The sequence below is a fragment of the Streptomyces sp. Sge12 genome (assembly GCF_002080455.1).
In the GTDB taxonomy this organism is placed as follows: Bacteria; Actinomycetota; Actinomycetes; order Streptomycetales; family Streptomycetaceae; genus Streptomyces.
Genome location: NZ_CP020555.1, coordinates 845,448 through 866,996, shown reverse-complemented (window position 1 = coordinate 866,996; position 21,549 = coordinate 845,448). Strand labels below are relative to the sequence as shown.

Genomic DNA, 21,549 nt, shown 5'->3' with positions numbered 1-21,549 from the left:
GCATCCTCAGGGGCGGTGTCCAAGGACGGACCGGTACGCGACGGGGAAGTCGAAGTACGTGTCGGGGAACAGTTCGGGTTTGTACGTGAAGTGCCACCACTCCTCGGGCAGGTTGACGAACCCCTCGGCTGCCAGCGCCGACTTCAGCCGGTCCCGGTTCGCGCGCTGCACCCCCTGGATGCGCGGGTCGTCGGTGTGCGACAGCGTGTCGAAGCAGTCGAAACCCGTGCCCATGTCCACCGAGTTGTCCGGGTACCGCTCCGACCGGGGCGCGTAGCAGGGCACCGATTCCGGCCCCGGCCGCGGGCGGGGCACCGGAAGGGCCGGCAGCCGCACGATCGTCACGTCCATGGTGCTGCCCCGGCTGTGTCCCGACTTCTCGGCGATGTAGCCGTCCTCGAACAGCCGGGACTTCTCGACGCGCGGATAGAACTCCGCCTTGCGCCGCTCGTCGCCGAGGTCCTTCGCCCACCGTACGAAGTGGTCGACGGCCCGCTGCGGCCGGTAGCAGTCGTACACCTTGAGCGAGTACCCCTGGCGCAGCAGGCGGACCTGGGCCCGGTGCAGGGCCTCGGCGGCCGGGCGGGTCAGGATGCAGACGGGCTGGCGGTAGCCGTCGACCGGCTCGCCGACGAAGTTGTGCGGACGTACGTACCGCATCTCCTGGAGGATCGTCGGGTCGACCGAGCCCAGTGCCGTGAATGCGGCCGGAGCCTTCGCCTCCGGTGGCGGTGCGCTCGCCGCGGCGGGGACGGCCCCGGTCAGCGTGAGAGCGGTGACGGCGGCCGTCAGGGCCACGGCGAGGCGTGCCCTCATCGGCGGCAAGGACGCGGAACCGGTCATCCAATCCTCCATCGGCGGTGTTGCGGGGGACGTGATCGGGCCCCATGCTGCCCGACACCGGGCCCGCCCCGTCCGGGACCGGCCGAAATCGGCCACCCCTGCCACACCGGTCCGCCGGCCGGACGCCCGGACTGCGCCCACCGCGACGCGGACCTACGCTGATCAGGTGACCGGCTGCCCCCGAGGAGCGGTGCTGCACGCGCCGTCCGGAAGCAGCCCGAGGGAGGTAATGCCCGATGACCGCATACCGGGCCACCGCGGTCCGCTGCGCGACCGCCGGAGCCGCCTGCCTGCTGGTCCTCGCTGGCGGGGGCGCCGCCGGGGCCGACGACAACGGCATCGCCGACGAGAGCGCCCAGGCCATCGCCCAGGCCTCGCGCGAGGCCATGGCCGGCGTCACCTCGATGCGACTGGTGGGCAAGGTGACCAATACGTCGGGCACCACCGCCCTCGATCTCCGCTTCGACGAGCAGGGCAACTGCGTCGGTAGCGTCACGCCGGCCGGCGACATGGGCCGGGCCGACATCATCAAACGCGGCAACGATGTCTGGATGAAGCTCGACGACGCCCTGCTGAAGGCCCAGGTACCGGGTGCCGGGGGTGACGACACGGTCGCGCTGGTCAACGGCCGATACCTGCACGGCACCACGAACAGCCCGATGTTGAGCGAATTCGCCCAGATCTGCGACCTGGACTTCTTCAAGAAGGAATTCTCCTCGAAGCCGGCGAGCGAACAGCTGGTCAAGGGCGCCCGGAGCACCGTCGACGGTCGGCCCGCGATCACGGTCGACAGCCGGAGCGAGGGCAGGACCGGCACCTACCAGGTCTCCACCGAGGGCGAGCCGTACCTGCTCCGGGTCCAGGGCACCGAGAAGTCCGGTGACGCGGTGACAGCGACCTTCTCCGCCTTCGACGAGCCCGTCGAGGCCCGGCCCCCGGCGCCGGCCGACTCGGTCGACCTGTCCCGGCTCCAGTAGCGGGACCGTGCCCCGGGGGAGGGGATCCCCGGGGCACGGTGGTCAGTGCTGTGATCAGCGCCGAGCGGTCAGCGGTCGGTCTCGGAGCCGTCCAGGGCGCTGTCGGGGATCCAGGAGCCGTGGATGCCGGCGGTGACGCGGCGCGGCAGGTGGACGGTGGCCACCCGGCCGAGGTCGGAGGCGTCCAGGACCAGGAGCTGCGAGGCGTCCTGCTTGAGGTCGGAGACGACGGTGAGCAGGTAGCCGTCGTCCTCTCGGGTGGCGCCGGCGGCGGGGACGAACACGGCCTCGCCGGGCAGGCGGGCGTCGCCTACCTCCTTGATGTCACGGGAGCCGGTGGTGCGGTCGTACTTGACGATGCCGTAGCCGCCCTGGCCGTCCTGGTCGGGGAAGGAGATCGCGTACTGGTAGCGGTGCTCGGACCCGAGGAACTCCTCGTTGAGCGTGGGGAATTCGATCGCGAGATCGTCGGTGGTCTGCTCGTCGACGCTGCCCGCGGCCAGGTCGATGACCCATCGGCGGTTGTAGGAAAGGGCATTGGGCTCGGTGCCGCGGCCCGGGGCGCCGACCCACCAGTTCCACGAGAGCCGGAAGCCCTCCCGGTCGACGGTCGGGCCCTCCAGCACGATGCGGCCGGCGGCGTCCTCGTACGCGTTGGCGGCGTGCAGCATGCTGCCCGGCTCGATGGGGAACCAGCGGATCAGCCCGGCGCCCCGGGGCCCGCGGGGCATGACGCCGATCCTGGCCGGCTGCGCGTCGTTCCAGCCGTAGGGGATACCGGAGTGCTCGGCGGGATCGAAGGTGACGGTGCCCTCGATGAAGACCACGTAGTGGCGGGTGATGGCGAAGTCGTGCTTGAGGGCGGCGCTCGCCCCCGGGACCTCGGCGCTGTGGGTGATGTGGCCGTTGGCGTCGGCGACGTAGTACATGAGGTGGGGCGGGAAGGGCGAGGAGCCGAAGAAGTGCAGCTCGCCGGTGACCGGGTCCGTCTTGGGGTGCGCGGTCATGGCGCTGCGCAGCTTGCCGCCGAAGTCGTGGGCGCCGACCGTCTCCAGCTCGGGGGTGAGTTCGAAGGGGAGGTTCGCCTCGCACAGGGCGAGGAGGCGTCCGGCGTGTTCGATGACGTGGGTGCCGGCGGTGCTGGCGGCCAGGTCGGGGCCGTGCTCGGTCATGTAGGGGGCGCCGTCCAGGGCGGGGGTGTGCACCCAGCGGTTGCGGTACCACTCGGCGCGGCCCTCGCGCAGCCGGATCCCGTGGACCATGCCGCTGCCCTTGAACCAGTGGGCGGGGGTGACGCCGGCCTTGGGGTTGTGGCTGTTGCGGATCAGCCGCCCGGTCAGCTCCGGCGGCAGGGAGCCCTCGACGGTCAGTTCGGTGGCGGTGGTCTCGTCGACGGCCGGGGCGTAGTGGCCGGTCAGGTAGGGCTTGTCGGCGGTCATGGCAGGAACCTCGCTCAGTGTGTGGGTACGTGGAGGGTGGGTGTGCGGGCGGTGCGTGCGGGCGGTAGATGCGGGGGTGGCCGCGGAGCTACCGGTACGGGGCCTCAGCAGGCCTGCTCGGCACGGGCCTTGAGGCCGCTGAGCCAGGCGGTCAGCGAGTCGTGCAGGGCCGCTTTGAGCTCGTCGGCCGCGGCGTCGACGGGGGCGCCGCTCCACGACTCCTCGGTACGGACCCGCACCCGGCTCCCGGCCCGCTCGAAGGTCCACACGTGGACCCCGTCGATACCGCCGGCCGGGCCGCCCCAGACCACCCGCTCACCGGGGACGACCTCCAGGACGGTGGAGGTGATGTCCAGGCCGTGCGCCTTCCAGCCGAAGGAGCTGCCCGGTGCCAGCGGGCCGTCGAGCACGGCCCGGTCGATGTCGGCGTTCCAGCTCGGCCAGTCGTCGATCCGGGTGTGCAGCTCCCAGACCCGCTCCAGCGGGGCGTCGATCATGAGGGACAGGCGGACGATGACGGGTGCGGTCTCGTCGATGGTGAACATGCGCGTTCTTCCTCTCGGTCGGGTGGACGTGCGGTGGTTACGGGCGCGGGGCCGCGGCGGCAGGAACGGCCGCGGGGCGACGGGTGCCCGTACGGATGAGGAGCAGGGTGAGGACGGCGGTGGCCGCGAGGACGGCGGAGGAGATGCCGAAGGCGGTGCGGTAGCCGGCGGTGAGCGCTTCGAGGTGCGGCTGGTGCGCCGCCGCGTGGGCGGTGGTCGTACCGGCGAGGGTGGCCAGGACGGCGAGTCCGATCGCGCCGCCGACCTGCCGGGTGGTGTTCACCAGGCCGCCGGCGAGCCCGGCGTCCTGCCCGGGGACGCCCTCCACGGACAGGGCGGTGAGCTGGACGAAGGCGATGCTCAGGCCCAGGCCGATCAGGGTGCTCGGGCCGAGTACGTCGGTGAGGTAGCTGCCGTGGGCGCTGATCCGGGTCAGCCACAGCAGCCCGGCCGCCTCGGTCAGCAGGGCGGTGGTCACCGTCGCGGTGGCGCCGATCCGGCGGGAGATCCGCGGAGCGAGGGTGGAGCCCAGCATGTTGGCCGCGGCCAGCGGGAGTTGGCCCAGTCCTGCGGCCAGCGGGCTGGAGCCGAGGACCTGCTGCTGGTAGAGCGGAAGGAAGAAGAACAGGGCGATCCACACCGAGCCCAGCAGGGCCATCAGCAGATTGCCGGCGGTGACGCGACCGGTGCGGAACAGGCGTGGCGGCAGCAGCGGGTTCGGGTGGTGGCGTTCGACCAGGACGAACGCGCCCGCCAGCACCGCGGTGAGGGCGAAGGCTCCGAGGACGGAGGTGTCCGTCCAGCCCGACCGGCGGGCCGTGGTCAGGCCCCACACCAGGGAGGTCAGCGCGAGGGTGACCGTGATGCTGCCGGGCAGGTCGAACCGGCCGCCGCCGGTGACGGGGGTCCGCGGCACGCTCACGGCGACGCCGGCCAGGACCGGGAGGGTGCCGATGGCGACGGCGTGGAAGATCCACTGCCAGCCCCACGCCTCGGTGAGGACGCCGCCGAGGAGGACTCCGGCCGCGCCGCCCGCGCCGGACACGGCGCCCCACACTCCCAGGGCCCTGCCCCGTCCGGGGCCCGGCGGGAACAGGTCCATCACCAGGGCCAGCGCTGCGGGGGCGATCGCCGCCGCGCCCAGTCCCTGGACCGCGCGGGCCGCGATCAGGACCGGGGAGGAGGTGGCCAGCCCCGCCGCCAGGGACGCGGCGCCGAACAGCGCGATCCCCGCGAGCAGCACCCGGCGCCGGCCGATGAGGTCGGCCGCCCTGCCACCGGCCAGCAGCAGCGCGCCGAAGGCCAGGCCGTAGGCGTTGACCACCCACGTGGTGCCGTTGTCCGACAGCCCGACGCCGTCGCGGATCTGCGGCAGGGCCACGTTCACGATCGAGGTGGCGAGCATGACGGTGAACTGCGCTCCCGCCAGGGCGGCGAGTGCCGCTCCGGGGCGGCGGGTGGGGGCGGTGTGCACGGCAAATCCTCTCTGAGTGGTTGACCACTCACTCTTTATGTCGAAGAAAAGGCGGAGCCGTGTGCCCCGCCGCCGGTCGGACGTCGGTCGTGCCCCGTCAGACGTGCTTGATGCCCGCGGACAGGGTCCGGGTCCAGGGCGCGTCGACCTCGTCGGCCCCCATCGAGACGATGAGGTGGCACAGCATGCCCCGCGCGAAGAACTCCTGGACCTGCCCCTCGGTGCCGCCCGAGGCGCCGCGGACGTACTCCACCAGCCGGGCGTAGCCCTGCCGGACCGCCTCGCGGACGGCCGGCTCGGAGACGGCCGCGGCCTGGGCGTGCAGCTGGATCAGCATCAGGTCGTTATCGCTGATCAGCAGTGCGTACTCGTCTCCCATGGCCCCCAGTACCGCCTCGGGGGAGCTGCCCTTCACCTCGGTCGCCGCCCGCTCCAGGCTGGCCCGCACCTGGACGAAGCAGTGCTCGACCACGGCCGTGAACAGCAGTTCCTTGTTCGGGAACAGGCGGTAGACGTACGCCTGCGAGATGCCGGCCGCCTTGGCCACCTCGGACGTGGTGGTGCCCCAGTAGCCGCGCGCCGCGAAGGCGCCGATGGCGGTGCGCAGCACCGTCTCGCGGCGCTCCTCGGCGGTGGACAGCTGGCGGGGTCGTTCGCTCTTCATGTGAGTACTCAACCACTCACACTTTCGTCTGTCAACGCAGTTGCCGTCGGACCAAGCCGTGGAAGAGGCCCGTCGCGTCGGCGAGCAGCTCGGCCGGCGGCCCCTGCTGCACGATCCGGCCGTCCGCCATGACGATCACGCGATCGGCGTCCATGACGGTGGACAGGCGGTGGGCGATCACGAGGCGGGTGGTCCGCAGGGCGCGGGTGGATTCGATGACCACCCGCTGGGCCTCGTTGTCCAGCGCGCTGGTGGCCTCGTCGAGGAACAGGACGCGTGGCTTGCGGATGAGTGCCTGGGCGATCATCAGCCGCTGGCGCTGACCGCCCGAGACCGTGCCGCCGCCGTCGGACAGGATGGTGTGCATGCCCATCGGCATGGCCTTGATGTCCTGCGCCAGACCCGCCATGGCCGCCGCCTCCCACGCCTCCTCGAGCGAGAACGTCCCGGCGCCGCAGATGCAGTCGAGGATCGACCCGGAGAGGGGCTGGGCGTTCTGCAGCACGACGCCGCACTGGCGGCGTACGGCAGCCCGGTCGAGCGCCGCCAGGTCCTGGCCGTCGTAGAGCACGCTCCCCGCGAGGGGTTTGTCGAAACCGATGAGCATCCGCAGCAGGGTCGACTTGCCGCAGCCGCTGGCCCCGACGATCGCGACGAACTCGCCCGGTCCGACCCGCAGGTCGATGCCGTCGAGTACGAGCGGGCCGTCCTCGGTGTAGCGGTAGGACAGGTTCCTGGCCTCGATGGCACCGGTCAGCTCCCCCGGGCGGGTACTGGAGCGGTCCACTTCGGGCGTCTCCCGCAGGAGCGGCCGGATCTGCTCGAACATCGGCAGTACCGCCGCCGCCGAGACGAGCGCCCCGGTCACCTGCGTGACCGACGACAGCAGCATCGTCAGCGCCGTGCTGAAGGTGAGGAACTCACTGGCCGACAGGGTGCCGCGGGCCGGGCCGGCCAGCAGCACGAACATCACGAGCGTGCACAGCGGCAGGTGGACGGCGCCGAGGACCGTGCTGACGTTCTGGGTCCGGCCGATGCGCTGCTGGAGGTCCCGGGTACGGGCGAACTCCCTCGCCCAGGCGGCGTACGCGAAGCTCTCGGCCGCCGCGACCCGCAGCTTGGGCAGGCCGCGCAGGGTCTGGAAGGCCTGGTTGCCCAGCCGGTGGCCGAGCGTGTTCAGCCGGCGCTCGTACCGCAGCTGCCACAGCCCCAGGCACAGGAACACCCCCGCGACGAGGACCAGCATGGCCAGCGCCGCCATCGCCAGCGGCACGCTGTGGACGAGCAGCAGCACGAAGCTGACCGAGCCGACCGCGCCCGCCTGTACGCAGACCGGGCCGATACCGGACAGCACCCGGCGGATGGTGCTGATGCCCATCGCCGCGCCGGCCAGTTCGCCGGTCGAGCGACCGGTGAAGAACGTCGCCGGCAGCCGCAGCAGCCGGTCCCACACGGCCGGTTGCAGCGTGGCCTCGATGCGGCCCTCCATGCGCAGCAGCGAGGTGTTCTGGAGCAGCATGAAGACGGCCGAGACCACGGCGGTCGCGATCAGCGCCACCCCGGTCTGCACGATGAGGCCGGTCTCGCCCTGCGGCACGTACCGGCCGAGGACCTGGCCGGTGGCGATCGGCACCAGGGCGCCCAGGACCACCGCGACCAGCCCGCCCAGCATCAGGCTGCGCAGCTCGGGCAGGGTGCCGCGGACGCTGAAGCGGAGCAGCGCCGGCAGGCTCACCCGCCCGTCGGGCAGGGGGCGGTACAGCATGACGGCGCGCGGTTCCAAGGCGGCCCCGTCGGCCCTCCCCACGCGCTCGCGCGTGCCGGTGGCGGGATCGACCGCCTCGTAGCCGCCGCGCCGCCACAGCAGGGCGACCGGTGCGCCGTCCTTCTCGCGCCGGCCCACCAGCGGACCGCTGTTCTCCCGCCACCAGCGCCCGTCGAGCCTGACCACACGGGTGCGGATCCGCGAGGCGAGCGCGATGCGTTCGACGGGATCCAGCTGCTCGGACGCGGCGTCGGCCCCGACGGGCGCGGTCAGGGAGATGCGGGCCGCGTCGGCGACGACACGGCACGCGGCGAGGGTCGCATCGACGCCCGCACTCCGGTGGGGATGCCGGCCGCCGGCCCGGACGATGGACGCCAGCAGCGTCCGGTCCGCCTGGGTACGCGCTGCCCGGCCCGCCTCGATCCCCGCCGCCGTACGGTCCTCGTGCGCACGCTCCAGCTGCTCGATCCAGTCGTCCAGGGCGTACAGCAGTCGGTACTGCTGGTCGACCATGCCCTGCCACATCGCCGCGTCGACGAGGAGGGTGCCCACCGCCTCCGCCTCGTACACGGCGCCGTACTGCACGCTGCCCGGGCTGATCCGCATCCACAGGATGTCCTCGTCGGCGCCGCCCTGCCCGGTGGTGGCGGTGCCGTCCAGCGGTGCCTGGTAGAGCACGCGCAGACCGCGGCCGATGCCGCGCGCGAAGGCGTCCTCGAGGGGGCTCGGCAGCGCCGCGGCCGCGGCGCCGTACGGCCCTTCGTCGGCGTACCCCGTGTACTGCGGGTATTCCGGGTACTGCGGGCATTCCGGCCGGTACAGCTCCCGCAGTGCGATCCGGCGCAGCCGGCACCCCGGCAGGGGCCGGCCGACCAGGGTGTGGTCGGGGCCCTCGGCGGGGCCGAGCAGCAGCGTGCCCGCCTCCAGCCGGCCCAGGAAGTGCCAGTGCCCGCCCTGCGCGGCGTCCACCGCGAACAGGTCCAGCTCGCCCTCGACGACCAGCCACAGGACGAGCGGGCCTTCCAGGGACAGGCTGCGCATCCCCGCGCAGTCCACCGGCGCACCCAGCGCACCCAGAGCCGCGACGACCGGGTCGGGGACCCCGCCCGTCGGGACCGCGCCGACGCCGGCGCCGGCGGCCGTGTGCTGTGCGTACGTCACCTCAGTGCTCCTTGACCAGTGCGGCGTACGGGCCCTGCGCGGCGACCAGTTGTTCGTGGCGCCCGCGTTCCACGACCGTGCCCCGGTCGAGCACGACGATCTCGTCGCTGTCGCGCACGGTGCTCAGCCGGTGGGCGATGACCACACAGGCGCAACCCCGACGGCGCAGGTTCTCGATGATGACCTGCTCGGTGACGGCGTCCAGGGCGCTGGTGACCTCGTCGAGCACCATGACGCTGGGGCGGCGCACCAGCGCCCGCGCGATCTCCAGGCGCTGGCGCTGGCCGCCGGAGAAGTTGCGTCCGTCCTGCTCGACGCGGCTGTGGATGCCGCCGGGCCGGCGGGCGACCACCTCGTGCACGGCGGCGTCCTCCAGGGCGGCGATCACGGCCTCGTCGGTGATGGAGGGGTCCCACAGGGTGACGTTGTCGCGGACGGTGCCCTCGAAGAGGAAGACGTCCTGGTCGACGAAGGAGACGGAAGCGGCCAGCGCGCCGCGCGGGATGTCCTCCAGCCGCATGCCGTCGATGCGGATGGCCCCGGCCCAGGGGACGTGGAGGCCGGAGACCAGCCGGGAGACGGTGGACTTGCCGCTGCCGGAGCCGCCGACGAGCGCGACCTGCTGCCCGGGCCCGACCGTGAGCGAGAAGTCCTTGAGCAGCGGGGCGTCCAGCGGGTTGTAGCCGAAGGTGATGCCGTCCAGCTCCACGTGGCCCTTGAGGCGCCGGGTGGAGGCGGCGGGTTCGCGCCGTGAGTACACCCGGTCGACCGGGAAGTTCTCGACGTCCCTCAGCCGGGCGACGTCGGCCGCGAAGTCCTGGATCCGGCCGGCGACCCCGCCCAGCCGGGAGATCGGGGCGGTGAAGCTGGTCACCAGGGCCTGGAAGGCGACGAGCAGGCCCACGGTGAGGTGGCCCTCCACCGCCCGCAGGCCGCCGATCGTCAGGATCAGCGCGCTGTTGAACGCCGCCAGGGTGGGCGCGACGATCGCCAGCCACGCGCTGGGCACGCCGAGCCGCTGCTGCACGTCGAGGGTGACCGCGTGCTGTCCGGCCCAGCGGCGGAAGAAGCCGTTCTCGCCGCCCGTGGCCTTCATCGTCTCGATGAGCTGGAGGCCGCTGTACGAGGTGTTGGTCAGCCGGGCGCTCTCGGCGCGCAGCTTGTGGGTACCGGTGGCCCTCAGCCGGATCGCGATCCGCAGGGCGACCACGTTGAGCAGCGCCACGGCCACCCCGACGAGGGTGAGCTGCGGATCGTAGGTCCACAGCAGCACCGCGTAGAGCAGGACCACCACGGCGTCCACACCGGCGGCGGACAGGTCCCGGGCGAGGGTCTCGGCGACCGCGTCGTTGGACTGCAGCCGCTGGACCAGGTCGGCCGGGTTGCGCTGGGAGAAGAAGGTGACCGGGAGCCTGAGCAGGTGCCGGAAGAAGCGGGCACTGCCCAGGGTCGAGGAGATGATCCGCCCGCGCAGCAGGTTGGCCTGCAGCAGGGCGGTGAGGGCCGCGGTGAGGACGAGGGCGACGGCCATCGCGGCGAACAGCACTCCCAGCAGGGAGGTCTGCTCGCCGATGAGGAACATGTCGATGTACGTACGGCTCAGGGCCGGTACCGCCGCACCGACGACCACCAGGAGGAGGCTGGCGGCCACGGCGGCGGCCATGGTGCCCGACGTGCCCCGCAGCCGGGCCGGAACCGTCCCCAGGACGCCGGGCCGGCGGCCGCCGCGGTGGAAGTCGTCGCCGGGTTCGAAAGTGAGGACGACGCCGGTGAAGCTGGTGTCGAACTCCTCCATGGGGACGAACCGGCGGCCCTTGGCGGGGTCGTTGACGTACACGCCCCGGCGGCCCAGCCGCCGCGCCGTGCCGTCGTAGACCACGTAGTGGTTGAACTCCCAGAAGAGGACGGCCGGGGCGCTCACTTCGGCGAGCGCGGCCAGGTCCATCTGCATGCCCCTGGCCTTCAGCCCGTACCCACGGGCGGCCTTGAGGAGGTTGCTGGCGCGGGAGCCGTCGCGCGAGACGCCGCACGCGATGCGCAGTTCCTCGAGCGGGACGAAGCGGCCGTAGTGGCCGAGCACCATGGCCAGGGCGGCGGCGCCGCACTCCACCGCCTCCATCTGCAGCACGGTGGGGGTGCGTACGGGGCGGGGCGTCCTGCCCCGGGGTGCGGGTGGGGCCGCGGCCCTGCGTCGGGCGCCGCCCTTGGCATCGGGGCGGTGGCGCCGGCGCCCGGCGGGCGGCAGGTGCCGCGTCGGCGCGGTCACGGCAGCAGCCAGTCGACCGGGCGCCGCGCGGAGAGGTGGACGGCGCCGGTGACGGGCGTCCTGGAGTCGACGGCGTACGGGGGACCGCCCGGGGAGGACCAGCGGTAGCCGGACGGGGTGGAGGAGGAGCGTTCGAGCGCGACGACCACGGCCACCGGGTTGCCGCGGCGCGAGAACTCCTCGGCGAGCGCACCGTCCCCGAGGAAACCGCCGATCTGCGCCTGCGTCAGGGGTGCGCGGCCGACCGCCTCGACGCGGCCGCGCAGCATGCCGAACTGCTGCCGCGGGACGGACTGGAGGCTCAGGTCGACCGGGGCGCCCACGGGGATCGCCGAACCGCTGCCGCCGGGCACGTACAGCACGGCCACCAGCGGGTCCTGCGGATCCTTCACGCGTTCCACGGTCGCCACGTCCGCACCGGTCGCGATGACCGCGCCCACCTTGGCCACGAGCGTCGTCACGCGGCCGCCGGTCACCAGGCGCACGGGGCGTTCCCCCTGCTCCGTACGGACGTTGAGCAGGGGCGCACCGGCGGCGAGGAGCTGGCCCTCCTCGGCGAGGACCTCCGTCACCTGGCCCGCGATCGGGGTCTGCAACACGTAGCTGCCCTCGGCCCGGGTGAGGATTCCGGCTGCGCTCAGCCTGGACGACACGGTGCCGGTGAAGGCCCAGTACGTCGCGGCCGCCATGACGACGAGGGTGACGGCCAGCACGAGCCGCCCCTGTGGGCGGGCGAAGCGAACGGGCAGATCGAGTTCTTCGGGCGATTGCAGCTTGGAAAGAGCCTTTTGGCGAAACTGCACGGACTGTTCCTTCAACTGCATTCGTATCTGCGGGCGGGCACGCGGACGGCCGAGAACCCCGGAGCCGTGGGGGACGCTCCGGGGTTCACGGAATTTCCGATCAGAGACCGGCGCGACCGGCGTTCACCGAAACGCCGGTGAGGCCCGTGACGAGGCCGGGGACGTGAGACACGATGCCCTGCGCGGCCTGGACGGTGTGGAGCGAGCCCACGACGCCCACGACGTTGCTGACATCGCTGGTCACGGCGCCGCCCAGGCCGCCGGACACGCTGATGATGCCGCCGGAGACGGCGTCCAGCTCGGTGTCGTCGATCTCACGGGTCTCAAGGTCGTTACGCATGGCGCGCACCTTTCATTGGGGGGAGGAATTCACCGCTGCGCGGCCGGCGGCACACAACTCTGCCGCCGTTCCTGACTGCTGCGATGGGCAAGATGAAAGCACGCGAACGGGCCGCCCACCCAATTCCGTTGACTTCCCGTCACGGGCGGAAGTCCACCTCTGTAGACGGACGTGCAGCTTGATTCACGAAATGGTGGCCACTTCTTCACAGGATCGAGTAACAGATTGAGGCTACGCGCTGCTTACATGGAACGGAACATGGTAAATCGTCTTAAATCGGACGGGACATATCCGGCAAATCGCCGCGTGGGGGAGGGTGGCTGTCGAGATCGCGAACGCGATGTGCAGGTTTCCGGAGGGTGCAGGGGGTGACGAGCGTGTTACGCCGGGTGCGCTCTCGCGGGCGTGCGGGCCACCCCCTGCCCCACGGCTACGGGAGCAGGCCGTCCACGAGTTCCGCCAGCGCCGCCGCCAGCGCGACGAGCCCCGGCCCGGCCGGACCGCCCGGCTCGGACATGTAGACGTCCCGGCGTATCTCGACCATCAGGGCGCCGACCCGCCGGTCCTTGCCGTAGTACTCCAGCGGCACGTACGTACCGGCGAAGGGGCTGTCGAGCCCCGTGCCGCCGAAGCCCGTGAAGGCCTTCTCGGCCGCTGCGAGGAGGCCGGGGGAGGTGTGGAAGGGGTCCGTGCCCAGGCAGATCGGCGGCCGGCGGCCGGCGCCGTGCAGTTCGTACGGGAGCGGCTGCGTCGGGTACGAGTGCACGTCGATGATCACGGCTCGTCCTACGGCATCCAGGCGCTCGCCCACGGCCCGCGCCATCGCGTCCGCGTACGGGTGGAAGTACCGGTCGACCAGCGGACGGCCGTCGAAGCCGTCCGCGCGCAGGCGCTTCCGGTGGCTGGTGCGCGTGTACACCGCTCCCATCCCCACGGCCAGCATCTCCTCGCGCTCGTCGGGGAAGCGCTCGGGGTCGATGACGAGACGCGAGAGCCCGTTGACGAACTGCCACGGTGTGACGGCGGACGCGGCGGCGGCCGCCGCCGCGATCTCCGCGGTGTGGGAGTCGGTGATGTGGTCCAACTCCTGCTCCAGCTCCCGGTCGTCCAGCACGATGCCGCCGCGGACGGACTCCGGTACGGCGCGCGAGGAGTGCGGTACGTGCAGGATCACCGGCGACCCGCCGGCGCCGGGCAGGAGCCGGAAGGACTCGGGCTCATGGTTCATGTGGATCCCTCGGTGGGCGGGTCCCGCGCGCAGGCGGGCACCCGTGGGGGCAGGACGGACCCATCCTCCCCGCACGGACCCGGACGCCACCGCGCACATGCTGCGCACATCCCGCGCACATCCCGCACCGCGCGGCACCGGGTCACCGGGTGTCGGGCACCGGCTCCAGGGCCTTCTTGAGGTTGTGCAGGGTGGTGGCGATGTTCCTGCGCTGGAAGTCGGCGAAGGTGTGTCCCCGCGTCGCGATCCGGTCGAAGGCGTGGGCCACGAAGTCCGGCCACGAGCGGCGGTCATCGGTCCACGTCTCGGTCACCCGGGTGCCCTCGGGGACCGGCTCGAACCGGTACTCCCAGGTGGCGATGGGGCCGGGCACCCGCGGACGCCGGACGCCGATGGCGTGCACCCGGAACCGGAACAGCCGGTCCTGCTCGACCGCCGTCACGGTGCACCGGGTGGTCCAGCGGAAGGACCCGCGCTTGTTCCGCCCGTCGAAGACCGTCCCGACGCGGGTCTCCCCGGAGTCCCCGTGCACGGTGGCGCCGAGGTTCTCCGGGCTCCAGTCGCCCATCCGGGCGGGATCGGAAACGTGCCGGTAGACATCGGCGGGACTGACGTGGACGACGATGCTGTCGGACACCGTGAACGTACGAGGCATGGCTCTCCCCTCCAGGTGGCCGACGCTACCGTCCCACCCGACCCCGTGGCTACCCCTCGGTAACTTCGGGGACGGGGAGCGGCCCGCAGCGGCTACTGCCAGTCGTCGTCCCAGGGCGGCGGAGCCATCTCGTCCGGGTCGAACGGCGGCTCGTCGGCGTCCGGCGCCGCCGGGCGCGCCGCAGTGACGGGCCCGGACCCGGACCCGGCCGCGGGCGTGGGCGTGGGCGTGGCGGCCGCAGGGGGCGAATCCGGTGCACCGCACTCCGCCAGGGTGGCGAGGACGCCCTCGGCGTACTTCGCGAGCTTGGCCTCGCCGACGCCGCCGATGGTGCCCAGCTCCTCCGTCGTGGTGGGCAGCTGCGTCGCGATCTCCCGCAGCGTCGCGTCGTGGAAGACGACGTACGCCGGTACGCCCTGCTCCCGCGCCGTCTCGGCGCGCCAGGCGCGCAGGGCCAGGAAGACCGGTTCGGCGGCGGCCGGCAGGTCGACGGGCACGCGGGCGCCCTTGCCCGAGCGCGATCCGGACTCCTTGTGGGCCGGTCCCGCGGGCGCCTTCTCCTTCCGCATCGAGACGCTGCGGCGCCCGCCCAGCACCTCGCCGCTGTCCTCGGTCAGCACCAGCGTCCCGTAGTCGCCCTCCACCGCCAGCAGCCGCTGGGCCAGCAGCTGGCGTACGACGCCGCGCCACTCCGCGGTGCCCAGGTCCGCCCCGACACCGAACACCGAGAGCGCGTCGTGGTCGAACTGGATGACCTTGGCCGTCTTCTTGCCCTGGAGGATGTCGATGACCTGGCCGGCGCCGAACTTCTGCCGCCGTTCGTTCGCGAGCCGCCACACGGTCGACAGCAGCTTCTGCGAGGCGACCGTCGCGTCCCAGGACTCGGCCGGCGTCAGGCACGTGTCGCAGTTGCCGCACGGGGCGCCCGACTGCCCGAAGTACTCCAGCAGCCGCACCCGGCGGCAGTCGACCGTCTCGCACAGCGCGAGCATGGCGTCCAGGTGCATGCCCAGGGACCGGCGGTGCGTCTCGTCGCCCTCGGAACCCTCGATGAGCTTGCGCTGCTGCACCACGTCCTGGAGGCCGTACGCCAGCCACGCCGTGGCCGGCTCGCCGTCGCGCCCGGCCCGGCCGGTCTCCTGGTAGTAGCCCTCGACCGACTTCGGGAGGTCGAGGTGCGCCACGAACCGCACGTCCGGCTTGTCGATGCCCATGCCGAACGCGATCGTGGCCACCACCACGACCCCCTCGTCCCGCAGGAAACGCGCCTGGTTCGCCGCGCGCGTCCGGGCGTCCATGCCGGCGTGGTACGCCACGGCGTCGATGCCCTGCTCCACCAGGAAGGCCGCGGTCTTCTCCACCGAGGCCCGGGAGAGGCAGTAGACGACTCCGGCGTCACCGGCGTGCTCGGTCCGGATCAGCTCCAGCACCTGCTTGAGCGGGTTGTTCTTCGGGGCGATCCGGTACTGGATGTTCGGCCGGTCGAAGCTGGCGACGAAGTGCCGGGCGTCCTCCAGGCCGAGCCTCGCCACGATCTCGGCATGGGTGGCCTCGGTGGCCGTCGCGGTCAGCGCGATCCGCGGCACCTTCGGCCAGCGCTCGTGGAGCATCGACAGCGCGAGGTAGTCGGGCCGGAAGTCGTGGCCCCACTGGGCGACGCAGTGCGCCTCGTCGATCGCGAAGAGGGAGACGGTGCCGCGGTCGAGCAGCCGCTGGGTGCTCTCGCTGCGCAGGCGCTCGGGGGCCAGGTAGAGCAGGTCCAGCTCACCCGCGAGGAACGCCTGCTCGACGGCCTGCCGCTCGTACGGGTCCTGCGTCGAATTCAGGAATCCGGCCCGCACCCCGAGGGCGGTCAGCGCATTCACCTGGTCCTGCATCAGCGCGATCAGCGGGGAGATCACGATGCCCGTGCCCGCTCTGACCAGCGCCGGGATCTGGTAGCAGAGCGACTTGCCGCCGCCGGTCGGCATCAGTACGAGGGCGTCGCCGCCGCCGACGACCTGCTCGATGATCTCCCCCTGCTCGCCGCGGAAGGAGCTGTATCCGAACACGCGGTGCAGTACCTGCAGAGCGTCGGAGGTCTCGGGGGAAGTGTCCGGAAGTGCCATCCGTGAAGCCTATCGGCCCCCACCGACACGCGGTCCCGGTCCACCCGAACCGGGACCGCGGAGGCAGCGGCCCGGCAGGATCCGAACGGGCCGGCCCGGGCGCGGCATCGCGGTGCAGGGCGACAATGGTCACGTCGGCAAACCGATCCCTGACCCCGGCCACCTGCTCATCGGCGGTGCCGGCGCAGAAGTGGGGAGAGAGACCATGCCGCTCTACCTGTCCAGGTTCAGCTACACGCCGCAGACGTGGGCCCGGCTCATCAGCCACCCCGAGGACCGCGCGAAGGCCGCCCAGGCGTACATCGAGTCCGTCGGCGGGCGGCTCCACGGCTTCTGGTACGCCTTCGGCACGCACGACGGCTACAACCTGTGGGAGGCGCCGGACAACGTCTCCATGGCGGCCGTGGCGCTGGCGATCAGCGGGGGCGGCGCGCTCAGCTCCTTCGAGACGACCGTTCTCCTGACCGTCGACGAAACGCTGGACGCCCTGCGCAGGGTCGAGCAGGTCCAGTACCGGGCTCCCGGCGTGACGCAGTGAGCCGCGCCCGCGCGGGCCGCGGACAGGAGACGAGCCGGCCGCCGGCGTCGGCCTCCTAGCGCATTTCCGTCCGCGACACCACTTCCGCACGGCGCGATACGGCCATCCGCGACGCCGGCACGCGTACGGGTTTCTCCGCCCGGCACCGGGTGGCAAGCCGTTCACCTGTGCTTACGTCGGCCCGTGCCGCGGACGCGCGCCCAGGATCGCCGGAATTCGCCCCCGGTGATGGCGCATAACTGTTCCTTCGGTCCGATGAACTCCAACGAAAGCGCCCGTGCGGGCAGTTGGGCGTAGTTATGCTCCCGCCCACCGGTCCAAAGGTCGCCCTTTTCGATAATTCGAGGACACAGATGGAGCAAAAAGACATTCCTCCCGAGTCGGTCCGCTCGGAGGAGGGGAGAGGTACCGTGCTCGCCACGCTCGGCGCCGTCGCCGCCGCCTGTCTGGTCGGGGCGCTCCTCACCTCCTCGGAACCGGTCGGCACCGCCCTGATCACCGTGGGCGCCGCCTGCACCACCGCGGTGTTCGTCGAAGCCCTGCGGCGCGGCCGCTCGCTCACCGCGGAGCGCGCCCAGGTGGCGGCACTGCGGCACGCCCTGTCCCGGCAGGAGGCCGAGGCGATCCGCCTGTCCGCCGTGGTGCTGCCCGAGGCCATCGACCGCCTGCGCAGGGGCGAGCTGCCCGAGGAGGTGCTGAAGTCCCTGGGCGGGCGCGGCGGAGGCGGGAACCGCTGGGGCAACGACGCCGCCCTGACCCCGCGCTTCAGAGCCGCCCTGCAAGCCGTACTGGCCCATTCCGTCGACGCGGTCGACAACGAGGAGAGCCTTCGCGACTCGGCCCAGCGGGCCTTCGTGAACGTGGCCCGCCGCGTGCAGGCGATCGTCCACCAGCAGGCCCACGAGATGCGCGAGATGGAGGACCGGCACGGCACCAACCCGGACGTCTTCGGCGACCTCCTGCGGCTCGACCACGGCACCGCCCTGATCGGCAGGCTCGCCGACTCCATCTCGGTCCTCGGCGGCGCGCGCCCCGGCCGGCAGTGGAGCAGGGCCGTCACGCTCTACAGCGTGATGCGCGGCGCGATGTCGCGGATCATCGACTACCAGCGGGTGGAACTCCACTCGGTCACCGAGGTCGCCGTCATCGGCCCGATCGTGGAACCACTGATCCACACCCTCGCGGAGCTGCTGGACAACGCCACCCGGTACTCGCCCCCGCACACCCGGGTCCACCTCACCGCCGTCGAGGTGCAGTCGGGCATCGCCGTGGAGATCGAGGACGGCGGCCTGAGCATGAGCGAGGAGGCGCGCGCACGCGCCGAGAAGATGCTCGCACAGGCGCAGTCCGGCATCGACCTCAACGACCTGGGCGAGACGCCCCGGCTGGGCCTGGCGGTGGTGGGCCGGCTGGCGCAGGCGTACGGCTTCCAGGTCTCCCTGCGCTCGTCCGCGTACGGGGGCGTCCGCGCCGTGGTCATCGTGCCGCAGCACCTGATCACCACGGCCTCCGCGGCCACCGGCCTCGCCCACGGCATCGGCTCCTCCTCGGGACCCAGGGCCGTGGCCGCCACACCGCGCGAGCACCCCGCCCACCACCCGTCGGCCGGCGTGTCCGCGCCGCGGCCGGCCCGCGTTCCGGCGCCCGGGCCGGCGCCTGTCAGCGGCGGGCCGACCGCCGACCGTACCGCGACCGGTCTGCCGCAGCGACGCCGGAAGGACCGTGTCACCACCTACGACACCCGGCCGGCCGCGAGGCCGCAGCAGGCGGACGACAACGGCCCCGGAATGTGGCTGGAGGCGTTCCACAGCGGACTGTCCGGTGAGCCCGGCCAGGACGCGCAGGGCGCCGAGGACGCGTCGGGTTCAGCGACCAAAGGGGCGTAAGCAGTGATGACTCAGCGAAGCAGTATGGACTGGATGCTCAAGGACCTGGCTGCCGGAGTCCCGCAGACGCGGCACGTGATCGTGCTGTCCGCGGACGGGCTCTGCGTGGCGCAGTACGGGGCCGAGACGGACACGGCCGACCGCCTGGCGGCCGCGTGCGCGGGTCTGCAGAGCCTCGCCGGAGCGGTGGCCGCGGAACTGCCCAACTCCCAGGGCAGGATGCGGCTGGTCGTGATCGAGATGGACGGCGGGTTCTTCTACCTGATGGCCGCCGGAGACGGCTCCTACCTCGCGGTGCTGGCCGACGAGGGTGTCGACGCGGGCCTGATGGGCGCGCAGATGCGCGCCCTGGTGTCCCGGATGGGGGACCACCTGAGCAGCCCGCCGCGGCACGACGGGCAGCCCGCGTGAAAGAGCCGCCCTCAAGCTGGGAGGAGAGCAGTCCCGAAAGGCTCTACGTCATCACCGGCGGACGCAGTGGACCCTCCACCGCCGTCCACCTGGACCTTGTGACCTTAGTGGTGGCCAAAGGGCCTCCCCGGCCCGAGATGCAGCCCGAGCAGGCCGACATCCTGCGGATGTGCCAGGCGCCGCTCTCGGTCGCCGAGATCGCCGCGTACGTCGGCCTGCCCGTGAGCGTCGTCACCGTGCTGGTCGGAGACCTGATGGCCGCCAAGCGCGTGCGCGTCCGCCCGCCCGTTCCCGCCGCGCAGCTACCCGACCTTGTTCTGATCGAGGCAGTGATCGATGGACTCCAGAAGCTCTGACGCGCCTGTCGGGCCGCTCCCCGCGGACATACTCCCGGAGACGGCCGCGGCCGCAGTGAAAGTCGTCATCGTCGGCGGCTTCGGCGTGGGCAAGACGACGATGGTCGGTGCGGTCAGCGAGATCAAGCCGCTGACGACCGAGGAGACGATGACCCGGGCAGGCGTCGGTGTCGACGACACCTGGGGCGTCTCCCGCAAGATCACCACCACCGTGGCCATGGACTTCGGCCGCATCAGCATCAATGACGAACTCGTGCTGTACCTGTTCGGCACCCCCGGCCAGGAGCGCTTCTGGTTCCTGTGGCGGGGGCTCTTCGAGGGCGCCCTCGGCGCGGTCGTCATCCTCGACACCCGCCGGCTGGAGATCAGCTTCGACGTGATCGGACGGCTGGAGGAGCGCGGCGTCCCCTTCGTCGTGGCCGTCAACTCCTTCCCCGGCGCGCCCGACCACCCGCTGGAGGAACTGCGCGAGGCCCTCGACCTGCCCGACACCGTCCCGATCCTCGTCTGCGATGCCAGACGGCGGGACTCGTCCCGCGATGTCCTGCTGACCCTCATGCGCTACCTGCACTCCCAGGCAGCCACCCAGGAGGCAATGTGAGCACCACCCCCACCCCACCCCCCGGGTGCCCCGCCCACGCGGCGGCCACCGCAGGGGGTCTGTACCGGCTCCACGGAGCGGAGGCCCAGGCCGATCCCCTCGCACTGTACGAGAAGCTGCGGGCCGAACACGGCCCGGTGGCCCCCGTCCTGGTGAGCGGCGACCTCCCGGCCTGGCTGGTCCTCGGCCACCGGGAGAACCTGGACGTGGCGCGCACGTCCTCGCGCTTCGCCCGCGACCCCCGCGGATGGCGCGACATGCGAGAGGGCCGCGTACCGGCCGACACCCCGCTCGGCCCCATGGTGTCCTGGGTGCCGGTGTGCAACTTCACCGACGGTCCCGTCCACGAGCGGCTGCGCGGGGCCGTGGTGGAGTCCCTGGAGCGCTTCGACAAGCGCGGTATCCGGCGCTATGTGACGCGCTTCGCGAACCAGCTCGTCGACCAGATCGCGGGCGAGGGCTACGCCGACCTGGTGTCCGCCTTCTCCGACCAGCTCCCGATGCTGGTGATGACCCAACTCCTCGGGGCGCCCGACGAACACGGCCCGCTGCTCGTCAACGCGGCGCGCGACATGCTCCAGGGGACCGAGACCGCCCTCCAGAGCGACCGCTACGTCACCACCACGCTGGAGAACCTGGTGGCGGAGCGCAAGGTCGAACCCGCCCGCGACCTCGCCTCCTGGCTGATCGAGCACCCCGCGAACCTGACGGACACCGAGGTGCTCATGCACCTGCGCGTCGTGCTGATCGCCGCCTACGAGACCACCGCCAACCTGATCGCCAACACCCTGCGGACGGTGCTGACCGACCCGCGTTTTCGCGCGAGCCTCTCCGGCGGCCACATGACCCTGCCCGACGCGCTGGAGCAGGTCCTGTGGGACGACCCGCCGATCAACACGATCATCGGACGCTGGGCCACCGGGGACACCCTGCTGGGCGGGCAGCCGGTCAAGGCCGGCGACATGATCCTGCTCGGCCTGGCCGCCGGGAACGCCGACCCGCAGATCCGCCCGGATCCCAACGTCTCCGTCCACGGAAACCGTTCCCACCTCGCCTTCAGCAGCGGACCGCACGAGTGCCCGGGCCAGGACATCGGACGCGCCATCGCCGACACCGGCATCGAGGTCCTGCTGGACCGGCTGCCCGACCTCCAGCTGGCGGTCGACGCGAGCGAACTCCGGTGGCGCGGCACCCTCATGTCCCGCCACCTGCTGTCCCTGCCGGTACGGTTCGCCCCGCGCTCGGCGCCGGTCCCGCAGCTCGAACCGGAGCAGCCGGCCGGGCACCCCGTGCACGCGGTGATCCCGCCGCAGCCGACGGCGCCACCGGCGCCACCGGCGCGGCCGGCGGCCGGCGGTCGCCGCCGGCGCGGCGTCAGCTGGTGGCGCCGCCTGCTCGGCCGCACCTGACGGCTCTCCGCGGCGAGGGGCCCCGTATACCGAAGCCCCGTACCGACGGCCTGTACCGACGGCCTGTACCGACGGCCTGT

At 72.3% G+C, this 21,549-nt stretch carries 19 protein-coding genes; 7 read left to right on the top strand and 12 right to left on the bottom strand.

Features of this window, described 5'->3' with window-relative positions; translation table 11 throughout:
- Nucleotides 1–6: 6 nt before the first annotated feature.
- Entirely contained in the window at nucleotides 7–843 is an 837-nt protein-coding gene (locus B6R96_RS04005) for a M15 family metallopeptidase (RefSeq protein ID WP_081521595.1), read from the bottom strand.
- A 236-nt stretch (nucleotides 844–1,079) separates the two neighbouring features.
- On the opposite strand from B6R96_RS04005, the gene B6R96_RS04000 reads away from it, so the two are divergent.
- A complete protein-coding gene (locus tag B6R96_RS04000; RefSeq protein ID WP_081521594.1) occupies nucleotides 1,080–1,820 on the top strand; it encodes a hypothetical protein in 741 nt (246 codons plus the stop codon).
- Between the two features lie 68 nt (nucleotides 1,821–1,888).
- Here B6R96_RS04000 and B6R96_RS03995 read toward each other — a convergent pair whose 3' ends face one another.
- The 11 genes from B6R96_RS03995 to recQ all read right to left on the bottom strand — a co-directional run bounded on the left by B6R96_RS03995 (nucleotide 1,889) and on the right by recQ (nucleotide 16,268).
- Nucleotides 1,889–3,259 carry a carotenoid oxygenase family protein gene (locus B6R96_RS03995; RefSeq protein WP_081521593.1) on the bottom strand — a complete coding sequence of 457 codons (1,371 nt, stop codon included), beginning with the start codon at nucleotides 3,257–3,259 and terminating at the stop codon, nucleotides 1,889–1,891.
- Nucleotides 3,260–3,363: 104 nt separating this feature from the next.
- Nucleotides 3,364–3,804 (bottom strand): SRPBCC family protein, encoded by a 441-nt coding sequence (locus B6R96_RS03990; RefSeq protein WP_081521592.1) that lies wholly within the window; start codon nucleotides 3,802–3,804, stop codon nucleotides 3,364–3,366.
- Between the two features lie 37 nt (nucleotides 3,805–3,841).
- Nucleotides 3,842–5,278: an MFS transporter gene (locus tag B6R96_RS03985; protein ID WP_237291311.1), complete on the bottom strand. Its 1,437-nt coding sequence runs from the start codon at nucleotides 5,276–5,278 to the stop codon at nucleotides 3,842–3,844.
- A gap of 97 nt (nucleotides 5,279–5,375) precedes the next feature.
- A complete protein-coding gene (locus B6R96_RS03980) occupies nucleotides 5,376–5,942 on the bottom strand; it encodes a TetR/AcrR family transcriptional regulator (protein WP_030385364.1) in 567 nt (188 codons plus the stop codon).
- A gap of 31 nt (nucleotides 5,943–5,973) precedes the next feature.
- The gene (locus B6R96_RS03975; protein ID WP_081521591.1) at nucleotides 5,974–8,868 is read right to left on the bottom strand and encodes an NHLP bacteriocin export ABC transporter permease/ATPase subunit; all 2,895 of its coding nucleotides are present in this window, start codon (nucleotides 8,866–8,868) and stop codon (nucleotides 5,974–5,976) included.
- Nucleotide 8,869: 1 nt separating this feature from the next.
- Entirely contained in the window at nucleotides 8,870–11,134 is a 2,265-nt protein-coding gene (locus tag B6R96_RS03970; protein WP_081521590.1) for an NHLP family bacteriocin export ABC transporter peptidase/permease/ATPase subunit, read from the bottom strand.
- Nucleotides 11,131–11,937: an HlyD family efflux transporter periplasmic adaptor subunit gene (locus B6R96_RS03965; RefSeq protein ID WP_081521589.1), complete on the bottom strand. Its 807-nt coding sequence runs from the start codon at nucleotides 11,935–11,937 to the stop codon at nucleotides 11,131–11,133. Before B6R96_RS03965 ends, B6R96_RS03970 begins: the two co-directional genes overlap by 4 nt.
- Nucleotides 11,938–12,037: 100 nt before the next feature.
- Nucleotides 12,038–12,277, bottom strand: coding sequence for a hypothetical protein (locus B6R96_RS03960; protein ID WP_030385368.1), 240 nt, complete (start codon nucleotides 12,275–12,277; stop codon nucleotides 12,038–12,040).
- A 430-nt stretch (nucleotides 12,278–12,707) separates the two neighbouring features.
- The gene (locus B6R96_RS03955; RefSeq protein ID WP_081521588.1) at nucleotides 12,708–13,505 is read right to left on the bottom strand and encodes an N-formylglutamate amidohydrolase; all 798 of its coding nucleotides are present in this window, start codon (nucleotides 13,503–13,505) and stop codon (nucleotides 12,708–12,710) included.
- A gap of 142 nt (nucleotides 13,506–13,647) precedes the next feature.
- Complete coding sequence (locus B6R96_RS03950; RefSeq protein WP_081521587.1) at nucleotides 13,648–14,160, bottom strand: SRPBCC family protein; 513 nt, start codon at nucleotides 14,158–14,160, stop codon at nucleotides 13,648–13,650.
- Nucleotides 14,161–14,252: 92 nt separating this feature from the next.
- On the bottom strand, nucleotides 14,253–16,268 hold the full coding sequence (gene recQ / locus B6R96_RS03945) for a DNA helicase RecQ (RefSeq protein WP_081521586.1): 2,016 nt from the start codon (nucleotides 16,266–16,268) through the stop codon (nucleotides 14,253–14,255).
- A 205-nt stretch (nucleotides 16,269–16,473) separates the two neighbouring features.
- On the opposite strand from recQ, the gene B6R96_RS03940 reads away from it, so the two are divergent.
- The 6 genes from B6R96_RS03940 (at nucleotide 16,474) to B6R96_RS03915 (ending at nucleotide 21,469) form a co-directional block, all read left to right on the top strand.
- Entirely contained in the window at nucleotides 16,474–16,806 is a 333-nt protein-coding gene (locus B6R96_RS03940) for a GYD domain-containing protein (RefSeq protein WP_030385372.1), read from the top strand.
- 353 nt (nucleotides 16,807–17,159) lie between these two features.
- Complete coding sequence (locus tag B6R96_RS03935; protein ID WP_030385373.1) at nucleotides 17,160–18,692, top strand: sensor histidine kinase; 1,533 nt, start codon at nucleotides 17,160–17,162, stop codon at nucleotides 18,690–18,692.
- Between the two features lie 6 nt (nucleotides 18,693–18,698).
- Complete coding sequence (locus B6R96_RS03930) at nucleotides 18,699–19,103, top strand: roadblock/LC7 domain-containing protein (RefSeq protein WP_030385374.1); 405 nt, start codon at nucleotides 18,699–18,701, stop codon at nucleotides 19,101–19,103.
- Nucleotides 19,100–19,459, top strand: coding sequence for a DUF742 domain-containing protein (locus B6R96_RS03925; RefSeq protein WP_081521585.1), 360 nt, complete (start codon nucleotides 19,100–19,102; stop codon nucleotides 19,457–19,459). Before B6R96_RS03930 ends, B6R96_RS03925 begins: the two co-directional genes overlap by 4 nt.
- Nucleotides 19,440–20,060, top strand: coding sequence for a GTP-binding protein (locus tag B6R96_RS03920; RefSeq protein ID WP_053172162.1), 621 nt, complete (start codon nucleotides 19,440–19,442; stop codon nucleotides 20,058–20,060). Before B6R96_RS03925 ends, B6R96_RS03920 begins: the two co-directional genes overlap by 20 nt.
- Nucleotides 20,057–21,469 (top strand): cytochrome P450, encoded by a 1,413-nt coding sequence (locus tag B6R96_RS03915; RefSeq protein ID WP_030385377.1) that lies wholly within the window; start codon nucleotides 20,057–20,059, stop codon nucleotides 21,467–21,469. The genes B6R96_RS03920 and B6R96_RS03915 overlap by 4 nt, the downstream gene beginning before the upstream one ends.
- The last annotated feature ends 80 nt before the right edge of the window (nucleotides 21,470–21,549 follow it).

Bases quoted from the DNA above. Each gene is read 5' to 3' on its own strand.
- B6R96_RS03980 (WP_030385364.1), bottom strand. From the start codon at position 5,942: ATGAAGAGCGAACGACCCCGCCAGCTGTCCACCGCCGAGGAGCGCCGC.
- B6R96_RS03960 (WP_030385368.1), bottom strand. From the start codon at position 12,277: ATGCGTAACGACCTTGAGACCCGTGAGATCGACGACACCGAGCTGGAC.
- B6R96_RS03955 (WP_081521588.1), bottom strand. From the start codon at position 13,505: ATGAACCATGAGCCCGAGTCCTTCCGGCTCCTGCCCGGCGCCGGCGGG.
- B6R96_RS03950 (WP_081521587.1), bottom strand. From the start codon at position 14,160: ATGCCTCGTACGTTCACGGTGTCCGACAGCATCGTCGTCCACGTCAGT.
- B6R96_RS04005 (WP_081521595.1), bottom strand. From the start codon at position 843: ATGACCGGTTCCGCGTCCTTGCCGCCGATGAGGGCACGCCTCGCCGTG.
- B6R96_RS03930 (WP_030385374.1), top strand. From the start codon at position 18,699: ATGACTCAGCGAAGCAGTATGGACTGGATGCTCAAGGACCTGGCTGCC.
- B6R96_RS03940 (WP_030385372.1), top strand. From the start codon at position 16,474: ATGCCGCTCTACCTGTCCAGGTTCAGCTACACGCCGCAGACGTGGGCC.
- B6R96_RS04000 (WP_081521594.1), top strand. From the start codon at position 1,080: ATGACCGCATACCGGGCCACCGCGGTCCGCTGCGCGACCGCCGGAGCC.
- B6R96_RS03990 (WP_081521592.1), bottom strand. From the start codon at position 3,804: ATGTTCACCATCGACGAGACCGCACCCGTCATCGTCCGCCTGTCCCTC.
- B6R96_RS03935 (WP_030385373.1), top strand. From the start codon at position 17,160: ATGGAGCAAAAAGACATTCCTCCCGAGTCGGTCCGCTCGGAGGAGGGG.
- recQ (WP_081521586.1), bottom strand. From the start codon at position 16,268: ATGGCACTTCCGGACACTTCCCCCGAGACCTCCGACGCTCTGCAGGTA.
- B6R96_RS03995 (WP_081521593.1), bottom strand. From the start codon at position 3,259: ATGACCGCCGACAAGCCCTACCTGACCGGCCACTACGCCCCGGCCGTC.
- B6R96_RS03920 (WP_053172162.1), top strand. From the start codon at position 19,440: ATGGACTCCAGAAGCTCTGACGCGCCTGTCGGGCCGCTCCCCGCGGAC.